This is a genomic window from Coleofasciculus sp. C1-SOL-03 (genome assembly GCF_040220555.1).
GTDB lineage: Bacteria > Cyanobacteriota > Cyanobacteriia > Cyanobacteriales > Coleofasciculaceae > Coleofasciculus.
On record NZ_JAVJUO010000255.1, the window covers coordinates 1 to 11,827 of the forward strand.

An 11,827-nucleotide genomic window follows, 5' to 3' on the forward strand; every position below is an offset into this window, starting at 1 on the left:
CCGTACAGAATTCGGTTCGGTCAAACTCACTTCTAAAAGCCGAAACGCCCTATTTTTCGTTCTCACTCTTCCTTGTCTACTGGTCTACCTGTCTTCTAAGTCTTGCCTAGACCCCCATCTTAAAAACCTACCCTTGTGAGCCTCCCCCACTACGCTTACTTGGCGCTCGTCACCCATTAGCTCAGAGCAATCGTTGATTGTAGATCCAACAGTTTCGTGCCACATTCACAACAACATTTATGAGTCGCTGGATTTTCGGTTCCGCAGTTAGAACACGTCAGGATAGTGGGTGAAATCAGCTCTGGGTTATGAGGGTGCAACCCCATCATGTCGCTATTGGTGTGACCGGGAGCCACCATGGGATAACAGTCCTCATTGCGGGTAACGCGCACATCGACAAGCACTGGACCGTCATGGGCAAGCATTTGAGCGATCGCCTCAGTTAATGCATGACGTTCAGTTACCTTAATGGCATTAATCCCGTACACCTGAGCCAGATTCACAAACTCTGGTGTACCGACTTCCAGATTCGTCGCTTCATAGCGATCGCCATAGAACAAATGTTGCCATTGGCGCACCATTCCCAGCCAACCATTGTTGAGGATGACAATCTTGACACCAATACCGTATTGGGCGATCGTACCCAGTTCCTGCATATTCATCTGGAAGCTACCATCGCCGCTGATACAAATCACGGGTTCGGAGGGTAGAGCCACTTTTACCCCTACAGCCGCAGGCAAACCAAATCCCATTGTCCCCAAACCGCCACTAGAAATCCAGCGACGGGGCTTATTTTTCAAGAATTGAGCCGCCCACATTTGGTGTTGACCGACATCAGTGGTGTAATAAGCGTGGGGGGATTGACGAGCAACTTCCACAATCACTTCTTGGGGCGAAAGATTCTCCTGGGGATGGGGCAAATCTAAAGGATACTCATCCCGCCACTGTTGCAGGCGATCGCACCACGCTTTCGTTTGATCTGGCTCGATACCATTCCCAAGTTGATGAGAACGCCGCAGCAGATCAATTAACACCTGCCGCACATCGCCGACAATGGGTACATCAGTGTTCCGATTTTTCCCCACTTCCGCCGGATCAATATCGATGTGAATCACCTTCGCCTCAGCCGCAAACTGTTTCGGCAAACTCGCCACCCGGTCATCAAAGCGGGCACCCAAGGCGATTAACAGGTCACATTCACTCACGGCAAAGTTAGCATAGGCGGTGCCGTGCATCCCTAACATTCCCAAAGCCAGGGGATGGGACTCATCAAATGCGCCCTTACCCATCAGCGTCGTTGTCACCGGAATCTGGAAATGCTCCGCCAGTTCCAGAAGTTCGCCCTGGGCACTTGCCGCGATCGCACCGCCACCTACATAGAGTAACGGTTTCTTTGCCGCCCGGATCAAATCCAGTGCTTTGTTAATTTGGTTAGAATTCCCTTTCACCGTGGGACGGTATCCCGGTAGCTTAATCGTACCTGGCTCCACGGGAAAGTAATCAAATTGCTCCATTCCCACATCTTTGGGAATATCAATCAACACCGGTCCCGGTCTACCCGTACCAGCAATGTGAAACGCCTCCGCCACAATCTTAGGAATATCGCGAGCATCATTCACTAAATAGGAATGCTTGACAATTGGCAGCGTAATGCCGAAAATATCAATTTCTTGGAATCCATCCGTACCGATTGCCCCACGGGGAACTTGTCCCGTAATCGCAATCATTGGCACAGAGTCCAAACTTGCCGTGGCTAAACCCGTAACCAAATTCGTAGCTCCCGGTCCGGAGGTTGCCAAACAGATGCCCACTTTACCTGTCGCCCGGGCATACCCGTCAGCAGCATGGGCAGCTCCTTGTTCGTGTCGCACCAGAATATGTTGGAGTTCGCCTGCGACTTCCGCTTGGTAGATTTCATCGTAAATCGGGAGATTCGCACCACCCGGATAGCCGAAAATGTGCTTCACACCATGGCGCTTTAAACTATCAATCAGGGCAAAAGCGCCGGATACACGCCTGACTCTCACAGTTTCAGATTGCACAGCTAGTGCCTCCACTTAAGTCCAACAATTGTATGAGGAACGTTACTAATGATTGCTAACCCAATTCTGGGTAAGCGGTTTGCTAATTTGGATACATCTTAGAGTTTGACCTAATGATGAAACTTGCTTGACTTGCTGGGCAAGACGATTTTAATTGTTCATGAAATAACCCAATTAGAACAAAAATTTTATATTTTTTTAATTTTGCTCCGTTTGGCTTGGGTAGAGAGCTTAAATTATCCCTAAACGGTTGGTGATAAAATTCGCAACTTACCCTGGCGTTATTTCTCTGTAATTGGAACAATCCCATGCTGGATTTTTGGTGGGGTTTACGTACCGAATTCGTGCCAGTACAAGCATCAACTCAATTAGCACCTTCTTGAAGAATATCAGAACTAAATCCAGCCGCTGCCCCCCATAACCGCAGTGAATATTTAACCAGATGTCAGGGAAATATTCATGCTAATTATTGTCACGAATGGGAAACCAGTAATCAGGTGGATTGGCTAAACCGAGCTTCTCTTCTCGCTTAGGTTTATGAGCCCAATCAGCATTTTCCGGCTCGGTCACAGCGAACCCTTTCAACGGTGCGATCGCCTAACAGATGACGATTGGTTGTCTTTTGTTAACTTGTACAAACTTTAGTATCGATATCTTGCCTGGTTGCGCCAATACCCAGTCAAATGAATTAATGTTCATATCAACCCACATTCAAGGATGACTAGACCCAACCGCCGTGATTGATATCTCCACCGAACCCTTCTGCGCCCGTCGGCTGAAAGTTCTAGCTAACCCCACTCGCCTAGCCGTGTTGAGAATTTTGCGGGCAGAACAATTCGTGGTTGCTCAACGAGATGGAAAAGCCATGCTCTACACCCTAGCACCGGGCGTCGCTGACCCCAAGGGGAAGGGGATTAATATTGGCTGTTGTGTACTGTCATTCTGACGGGCAATAAAATTCACTAAAGGAGTCGCTTAATGTCTCAAACCTTAACAAATGATCCCCAATCTGACGCAACGGGTTACGATGTCGAGCAAGCTGTCAGACAGCGCTATGAACAGGGTGCCAAGCAAGCCGAAGCCTCCCTGTGCTGTCCCACAACTTACGAGTCGGATTATCTCGCCCAACTCCCAGCAGAAATCATCGAGAAAGATTATGGTTGTGGAGATCCCACTCGGTATGTAAGGCAGGGCGAAACCGTCGTTGATCTCGGTTCTGGTGCGGGAAAACATTGCTACATTTTAGCCCAAAAAGTTGGGGCTACGGGTCAGGTCATTGGCGTGGATTTCAATGATGAAATGCTCGCCTTGTCGCGCAAGTATATTGACGAAATGGCTGGCAAATTAGGCTATGGTAATGTGGCGTTTGTCAAGGGCAAAATTCAAGATTTACAGTTAAATCTGGAGCGAGTCCAAGCCTGGTTAGCAAATCACCCGATTACCACTGTGGAAGACTTAGCCGCGTTAGAAGCTGAATGTACGCGCCTGCGACAGGAACACCCCCTTATTGTTGATAATAGCGTCGATGTCGTCGTCTCCAACTGTGTGCTGAATCTGGTGCGCCCCCGAGATAAACAGCAACTGTTCCAGGAAATCTATCGGGTGCTGAAGCCAGGGGGACGAGCAGTGATTTCTGATATTGTCTGCGACGAAGCGGTGACACCCACGATTCTCAATGATCCCCAACTTTGGAGTGGATGTATTGCAGGTGCATTCCGAGAAGAGGGGTTTCTGGAGATGTTTGAGCAAGCTGGCTTTTATGGCATGGAAATTCTGGTGCGCCAAGAGCAACCCTGGCAGGTTATTGATGGAATTGAATTTCGCTCGATGACGGTACGGGCGTTTAAAGGCAAGGAGGGGGATGGTTGGGAACGCGACCAAGCGGTTATCTACAAAGGACCTTGGAAAGCGGTGCAAGATGATCACGGGCATACACTGTATCGGGGACAGCGCATGGCGGTTGGCGATAAAACCTTTAAGATTTACACCAATCCTCAGGGGGCTTATGCTCAAGATATCCTGCCTATTTTACCTAATCAGGATATCCCTTTAGATATTGCTCAACCCTTTGACTGTTCGCGCACTGAGATTCGCCATCCCCGCGAAACCAAAGGATTGGACTACCACGCCACAATTAAACCGGATGGTGGCGCTTGCTGTAGTTCTTAGGCTGATAGAAGTTAGGCAATTTGAGGATTAACACCCTATTTATAGGAGCAGGGTGGACAATGCCCACTCTACAGATAGCGATTGTGCGTAAGTCCTGGCTGACTGAGATCTTGATTTAACGTAGGGTGAGGAAGGGGGAGTATTGTGTAGGGGCGGGTTTTACTATTATCGTTTCTTACCTCACCCAGATGGTACTAAACCCGCCCTGACCAAGTACCAGCGACCCAACCAAGTCTGTGTCCATATTTCCGGTAAAAAGTTAGGGTAAGTTTGGGTTGAGCAGGAGCAGATAATTTTGAGTTCAATTTCTAACAAATCCAGCCTAAATTTCAGACATGATTCTGATGTATTTGAATATCGTCAGCAACGATACAAGTCTATTTTAAAAGTTATAGTCTTCAATGTATTCTCCTTTGTTTTTATCTTGACAGTTTGGCAATTAATTGCTCTCTGGGTGACTCAAACGCGAGGTGTGCCTTTCCCAACCCCCATTTCTACCTGCCAACGATTAATTTCTCTGGTGTTGGGGAATCTCCTCTACGAGAAAACCATTGGTCACCATTTAGTCACCAGTCTTTTTCGATGGGGAATGGGATATATGATATCCGTGGTCATTGGTTTGAGCATTGGCATGACATTTGGGATCTATCGGCTCATCCATGATTTATTTATGCCAACTGTTTATATCATCCAACTGATTCCTGGACTCGCTTGGATTCCGATCACGTTATTGCTTTTTGGCTTGGGGGAGGGAGCAACCATTTTTATGATTAGTATGACAGCATTAGCTCCAATCATCATCAGTACAACGGGGGGAATTCGTAGTGTTCCCCCAATTTATACTAATGTTGCCAAAATGCTGGGATTGAGCCAAAGCCAAGTCTTTTTACACGTCCTCTTACCAGCTTCTCTACTGTCGATTATCAACGGTTTGCGGATTGGATTTGCCAACGGCTGGCGCGTTTTGATTGCGGCGGAGATGGTTGTTGGTGTTTCTACAGGTTTGGGGTATTCTCTCATGCAGGCAAGATGGTCATTGGACTTTGAAGCGGCATTGGTTTGTGTGTTTATTATCTGTACTGTGGGACTGATTGTGGAAAAATTATTGTTTGCCCGAATCGAACGGAAAATTTTACAACGTCAGGGGTTAGTTGGGAAATAAATGCGATGATTGCTGAATGCATCAATGTTGCTAAAGTATTTTTGTATCCCAAAGAGAATCGAGGGATTTTTGTCCTCAGAAATATTAATTTGCAAATTCATGCCCATGAGTTTATCTGTTTGCTGGGTCCGAGTGGCTGTGGGAAAACTACGTTACTCCAGATGATGGCGGGTTTTGAACAACCAACTCAGGGGCAGATTTTGATTAATCAAAGACAGGTGCATAAACCATCCCCTGACATCGGTGTGGTTTTCCAAGACTTTAGTCTTTATCCCTGGAAAACTGTGTTTGGGAATGTAGAACTTGGCTTAAAGGCGCAAGGGATTTCTCAACGAAAGCGTCAGAGAATTGTCAGGAAGTATTTGCATCTGGTTGGGTTAGAGGGATTTGAGTCTGCCCGTCCCCATCAGCTATCAGGAGGGATGAAACAAAAAGTTGCGATCGCGCGGGCTTTGGCATTAGATCCGGATATCTTATTGATGGATGAACCGTTTAGTTCCTTGGATGAACAAACGAAACATTATCTAGATTTTGAACTGTTAAAGATTTGGCAAGCTGAACAGAAAACGATTGTGTTTGTTACCCATTCTCTGGACGAATCCATTGTTTTAGCCGACCGAATTATCTTGTTAACTAAACGTCCGGGGCAAATCAAGCAAGAGATAACAATTGATCTGCCTCGACCCAGAGATATATTTAGTGCAGAAGCCTTGGCGGTGAGAAAAAAATTGTTGGCAAATCTGACTTAAATCGGAGGAGAGTTTATGTTGAAAGTCAAACCCATCAAAACAGTCAGAGATGTCTTCATTGTGGCTGGTGTGGTTGCCGTTATTATTGTCGGAATCAGGTTTTTATTAGGAACACCACAAAGTCAGCAGCAACTTAAGATTAATTACGCTTACCAAGATCGAGTTGCTGATGCTGCATCAATTATCGCCTTTGAAAAGGGATTTTTTCAAGCCGAAGGTTTAACGATAACCCCCCAGATTTTTTCCAGTGGACCGGAAACCACAGAAGCGTTAATATCTGGGAGTGCTGATTTTGGCACAATGGGAGATACGACAGCTATTATTGTTACGGCTCAACGGGGAGATTCATTTAAAATTATCGGTTCTCATGGTGGCGGAGAACATCGTCATCGGATTATTGTTGCTAATACCAGTAATATCAACGAAATTAACGATTTAATTGGCAAGCGAATTGGCGTGAAGAAAGGAACCTCAACCCATGGAGGACTGATGCTTTTGGCAAATAAACATAGTCTCGATTTGGCTGATGAAATTATTGATATGGCACCCTCTTTACAATTAACCGCCCTCGCTGCTGGAGAGGTAGATGCGATAGTTGCCAGTGAACCAACCCCCTCACAAGCAGAAGCTAACGGGTATGGAAATGAGTTGGCGACTTTGGGAGAACTGAATAATACCTATCCTATATTTTTAGTCGTCAACTCTAACTTCGCTCAACAGTATCCCGAAATCGTGGTGAATGTGATCCGCGCCCTAATTAAGGCGGAAGATTACATTAATAATCACCGGGATGAAGTAGCGGAAATTCAAGGGAATCTTACGGGGTTGTCGCCGCCAATTATCAAAAATGCGATGAAATTCCATTATTATAATTTTGGCTTAAGTCAGGAAACCTTGACCAGTCTCTTGTCAACGGCTAAATTCCTTCAGGAACTCGGCAGAATTGAGCAACTGCCCAATTTTGATACCGCGATTGATCAGTCTTTTCTGGAAACAGCCTTAAGAGGTGTTAGTCCAAATAATTGAAAGGTAGACAAAGCCCACAGTGGCGAAAAGAGAGTAATGTGTATCGCAGTTCCTTCATACAAATTTTTGGGGGAAGCCTAAAATTAGAGGTTTCTAACACCTACCCTAACCTCCCGGAGAAAGGATTGCTATAGTACAGGAAGGATAAATACTGGCATCAGGGGGCAAACCAGGTGATACCATTAGCAGACCTCAAAGCCTTAATTCAACAAACTGAAGCAAAAGGGGGAAGCCAAGACCCGAGTCTGGCGAACTTGTATGCTCAACTCGGACAACTCTACCAAAGTCGGCTGGAAAACGGGGAATTTGAGGATTACCAGCACGAACTTGCCCTCGCCATTGAATATTTCCATAAAGCGGTTGACCTGCAACGACGATTGGGGTTAGACACTGACTTAGCGACAACCCTGAATCATCTGGCGGAACTCTACAGAACCCATGGACGCTATGACCAAGCCGAACCGCTTTATCTGCAAGCCTTAGATTTAAGGAAACGTAACTTAGGAGAGAACCATCCCGATGTCGCCACCAGCCTCAACAACCTCGCACGACTCTACCACTCTCAGGGACAATATCCCCAAGCCGAACCCCTCTATCTGCAAGCCTTAGAGCTAAGGAAACGCAGTTTAGGAGAGAACCATCCTGATATCGCCATTAGCCTCAACGATATCGCCGCCCTCTACTTTTTCCAAGGACGCTACGATGAAGCCGAATCTCTTTATCTGCAAGCCTTGGAGTTAAGGAAACGCAGTTTAGGAGATAACCATGCCGATGTTGCTACCAGTCTTAACAACCTAGCCTTACTTTACTTCTTGCTGGGACGCTATGACCAAGCTAAACCGCTTTATCTGCAAGCCTTGGAACTGAGGAAACGCTTACTGGGAAGGAACCATCCCGATGTCGCCACTAGCTTGAATAATTTGGCAGAACTCTACAGAACCCAAGGACACTACACCCAAGCCGAACCCCTCTATCTGCAAGCCTTGGAAGTGATGAGACGTCTGCTGGGAGATGAGCATCCCGATGTGGCGACTAATATGAACAATCTAGCTGCACTTTATTTTTTCCAAGAACGCTATGAGGAAGCCGAACCCCTCTATTTGCAAGCCTTGGACATTAGGAAACGCTTATTGGGTGATCATCATCCGGATGTAGCACAAAGCCTCAACAACTTAGCCGGACTCTACTTCTCTCAAGGGCGTCAGGGCGAAGCTGAACCCCTCTATTGTCAAGCTTTGGACATCTGGCAACGTGTATTGGGCGATACTCATCCGGATATCGCCACGAACCTGAATAATTTAGCATTACTCCACCATTCCCAAGGACACTACGAGGAAGCCGAACCCCTCTATCGCCAAGCGTTGGACTTAAGGAAACGGTTATTCGGCGCGAACCATCCTGATGTAGTGACTAGCCTGAATAACTTAGCATTGCTCTACCATTATCAAGGACGCTACGAGCAAGCTGAACCCCTGTATGTGGAAGTGTTGGATGTGGGTAAACAGTTATTGGGAGAGGAGCATCCGGATGTGTTAACCAGCCTGAATAACTTAGCCGCACTCTATAAAAATCTCGCCGAACTTTATTCCACTCAGGGACGCTATGAGGAAGCCGAACCCCTCTATCTGCAAGCCTTAGAGTTGCGGAAACGCTTACTGGGAGACGAGCATCCCGATGTGGCACAAAATCTGAATAATTTAGCCATACTCTACTTCTTTCAAGGGCGTCACGATAAAGCCAAAGAGTTCTATTCGCAAGCCTGGGAGTTGGGAAAACGCTGGCTAGGGGAAGAGCATCCAGATGTGGCACAAAATCTGAATAATTTGGCAGGACTTTATTCGTCTCAAGGAGAATATGAATTAGCCGAACCCCTGTATGTCCAAGCGTTGGCAATTTGCGAAGAACGACTCGGCGCTAATCATCCGACTACAGCCACAATCCGGAAAAATTTAGATGATTTGCGTGCGGCAATGGAATAATCAGTCAAACTCGTACTCCCGCACCCACTGGCATACAGATGAACGAAATCGACAGACAGCTAAAGAGAATGTACTCTATAGAAGTGGGTGTTACTGCCAACCGCTCCGAATCAGGGATCACTCTTGTCGAATGTGCTTAGGATTGATTCGGATTCATGGGATTCACAATAACTTTGTCATTTTTTTAGTATCAACGCTTAAACGCAACTGACTATGACTTAAACTGAATAACCCAAAGCACGGGAATTTGGGCATAAGTGGCATGATCTTGTCATTCTAGAGTATGGCAAGTATCAAAACTGATATGAGATTCACCGGATCGTTCAAGGGCGATTAAAAGATTGGAGGTTAATGTCATGATGACGGAGTTGTCTGACCTGACGGTTCATAATCAAAAAACCTATGGCGGTTTGCTGAGGTTGATTCAAGCCAATCAAGGTAAGTTGAGTATAATCCTAGCGGTTTGTGATGATATCCATTACCGCAACCAAGTGATTGAACGCTATGAAAGCGAACTCGCCGCCTCTGTGCGATCGCATCGTGTTACCTTAGTTAAGGATGACCCGAACCTGAGCCACGCCATTACGGAACTTGTCCAAACCGATGACGATTTACCTCAGGGGGGAAACGCCGTTGTCACCGTGACGGGTGCTGAACAACTTCTCTGGCTCAAATTCGACGCCCAGCATTCAGAACAGGAAATTTTTTTCGCCTCCTTACCAGAAACCCAAGACGCCTTATCCGCCTTGGCTTGTCCAATTGTCCTGTGGCTAACTCACCAACTAGAGAGTCAGCTAAGTCAAAACGCCCCAGAGTTCCAAAATTGCTGTCAAGCTGTCTTTCGCTTCCACTCCAAAAAAACAACCGCTATTCCCATTCAAAACATTGAACCATTCCGCCATCTTATCGAAGAAAGCGACGCTTGGGATCAAAACGTATCAGTCTTTCCGGTTGCCGATCTCAACGCCTTGATCGAGTACACCAAAGCCAAACGTGGCGTCAACGACCCGAATTTGGCAACCTTATATGCTCAAGTCGGACAACTTTATCAACGACGCTTAGAACAGGGCGAAGCTCTCAATTATCCCCAAGAACAAGCGTTAGCGATTGAGTATTTAAGTCAAGCCATTCAGCTAAAAAAAGCACTCGGCTTAGAAACAGCCTTAGCCGAAACCCTGAATAACTTAGCCGAACTCTACCGACTGCAAGGGCGCTACCCGGAAGCCGAACCCCTTTATTTAGAAGCCTTAGAACTCAGACAACGTTTACTGGGCGATAATCATCCGGATGTCGCCACCAGCCTCAATAACTTGGCAAGACTTTACCATTCTCAAGGACGCTACCCGGAAGCCGAACCCCTTTATTTGCAGGCTTTGGACTTGAGGAAACGTAACTTAAGCGATGACCATCCCGATATTGCTCATAGTCTCAATGATGTAGCTACCCTCTATTTCTGTCAAGGACGCTATGAGGACGCCGAACCCCTTTATCTGCAAGCTTTGGACTTGAGGAAACGTAACTTCAGTGATGACCATCTGGATGTGGCAATTAGCCTGAGCAATCTCGGCTTACTTTATCATTATCAAAGACGCTACGAAGACGCCGAACCCCTTTATCTGCAATCCTTAGACATCGAAAAACGCTTGCTGGGTGAAGAACACCCGGATGTCGCCACCAGCCTGAATAATCTCGCCGCCCTTTATAAGTCTCAAGGACGCTATGAAGACGCCGAACCCCTTTATTTACAAGCCTTGGACTTGCAAAAACGTTTATTGGGAGAGAACCATCCAGATGTCGCCACAAACCTTAACAACCTCGCCGCCCTCTACTTCTCTCAGGGACGCTACGAGAAAGCCGAACCCCTTTATCTGCAAGCCTTAGACATCAGAAAAGGCTTATTAGGAGAGAACCATCCGGATGTGGCACAAAGCTTGAATAATTTGGCAGGACTGTACTTCTCTAAAGGACCCAATAACAAAACTGAATCATTCTATTTGGAAGCTTTAAATATTCGGAAACGTTTATTAGGAGATAATCATCCGGATGTGGCAACGAGTATGAATAATTTAGCCTTACTCTATCATTACCAGGGACATTACGACCAAGCCGAACCGCTCTATATCCAAGCCTTAAATTTGAGAAAGCGTTTATTTGGAGATGTTCATCCCGATGTCGTCACCAGTATGAATAATTTGGCATTACTCTATCATTATCAAGGACGCTATGAGCAAGCCGAACCCCTTTATCTCCAAGTCTTAGAATTGGGTAAACGCTTATGGGGAGAAGATCATCCCGATGTTGCCATAAGTTTAAATAATTTGGCAGCCCTTTACAAGTCTCAAGGGCGGTATGAACAAGCGAATTACTTAATGTCTAAGCTGTGGAATTGAGGGACAGTTTATCATTGGAAACCCTTGTTATTATGATATTGATCTAATGGGCAATTAACGGCACTGGATTTCACAATAGACAGGTTAACCCCAAGGGGAATTAAGTTATATCCGATGTCGTCAGATATCTCGCTGACTGTTGGAGTAATTTGAGGCTGTTGTAGTTTACACTGAAGTTCCCCCCATACAGATTGACTCAAGAAGCCTAAACCCGGACTATGTAAGCATTCTAGCAATTTAGCTCTCTCGAATCGTACCCATGTATATTTAAGATTTTCTTAATACTTTGGGGAGAAAATCTGTGGGATAA

8 protein-coding genes are annotated in these 11,827 nt (G+C 46.2%); 7 read left to right on the plus strand and 1 reads right to left on the minus strand.

What is annotated here, in order from left to right; translation table 11 throughout:
* Positions 1 to 176: 176 nt before the first annotated feature.
* Positions 177 to 2,042 carry a biosynthetic-type acetolactate synthase large subunit gene (gene ilvB / locus RIE73_RS37990; protein ID WP_446406101.1) on the minus strand — a complete coding sequence of 622 codons (1,866 nt, stop codon included), beginning with the start codon at positions 2,040 to 2,042 and terminating at the stop codon, positions 177 to 179.
* A 736-nt stretch (positions 2,043 to 2,778) separates the two neighbouring features.
* Between ilvB and RIE73_RS37995 the strand changes: the two genes are divergently transcribed.
* The 7 genes from RIE73_RS37995 (at position 2,779) to RIE73_RS38025 (ending at position 11,517) form a co-directional block, all read left to right on the plus strand.
* Positions 2,779 to 2,988, plus strand: coding sequence for a hypothetical protein (locus tag RIE73_RS37995; protein ID WP_446406102.1), 210 nt, complete (start codon positions 2,779 to 2,781; stop codon positions 2,986 to 2,988).
* A 32-nt stretch (positions 2,989 to 3,020) separates the two neighbouring features.
* Positions 3,021 to 4,211 (plus strand): methyltransferase domain-containing protein, encoded by a 1,191-nt coding sequence (locus RIE73_RS38000; RefSeq protein ID WP_446406103.1) that lies wholly within the window; start codon positions 3,021 to 3,023, stop codon positions 4,209 to 4,211.
* A 295-nt stretch (positions 4,212 to 4,506) separates the two neighbouring features.
* A complete protein-coding gene (locus tag RIE73_RS38005) occupies positions 4,507 to 5,373 on the plus strand; it encodes an ABC transporter permease (RefSeq protein WP_446406104.1) in 867 nt (288 codons plus the stop codon).
* Positions 5,374 to 5,378: 5 nt separating this feature from the next.
* A complete protein-coding gene (locus RIE73_RS38010) occupies positions 5,379 to 6,122 on the plus strand; it encodes an ABC transporter ATP-binding protein (protein WP_446406105.1) in 744 nt (247 codons plus the stop codon).
* Positions 6,123 to 6,137: 15 nt separating this feature from the next.
* Positions 6,138 to 7,148, plus strand: coding sequence for an ABC transporter substrate-binding protein (locus tag RIE73_RS38015; protein WP_446406106.1), 1,011 nt, complete (start codon positions 6,138 to 6,140; stop codon positions 7,146 to 7,148).
* A gap of 173 nt (positions 7,149 to 7,321) precedes the next feature.
* On the plus strand, positions 7,322 to 9,127 hold the full coding sequence (locus tag RIE73_RS38020) for a tetratricopeptide repeat protein (RefSeq protein ID WP_446406107.1): 1,806 nt from the start codon (positions 7,322 to 7,324) through the stop codon (positions 9,125 to 9,127).
* A gap of 356 nt (positions 9,128 to 9,483) precedes the next feature.
* Positions 9,484 to 11,517 carry a tetratricopeptide repeat protein gene (locus tag RIE73_RS38025; protein ID WP_446406108.1) on the plus strand — a complete coding sequence of 678 codons (2,034 nt, stop codon included), beginning with the start codon at positions 9,484 to 9,486 and terminating at the stop codon, positions 11,515 to 11,517.
* Positions 11,518 to 11,827 lie beyond the last annotated feature (310 nt).

What these genes read in the sequence shown, in the direction of transcription:
- RIE73_RS38000 (WP_446406103.1), top strand. Translation starts at nt 3,021, where the DNA reads ATGTCTCAAACCTTAACAAATGATCCCCAATCTGACGCAACGGGTTAC.
- RIE73_RS38025 (WP_446406108.1), top strand. Translation starts at nt 9,484, where the DNA reads ATGATGACGGAGTTGTCTGACCTGACGGTTCATAATCAAAAAACCTAT.
- RIE73_RS38015 (WP_446406106.1), top strand. Translation starts at nt 6,138, where the DNA reads ATGTTGAAAGTCAAACCCATCAAAACAGTCAGAGATGTCTTCATTGTG.
- RIE73_RS38010 (WP_446406105.1), top strand. Translation starts at nt 5,379, where the DNA reads ATGATTGCTGAATGCATCAATGTTGCTAAAGTATTTTTGTATCCCAAA.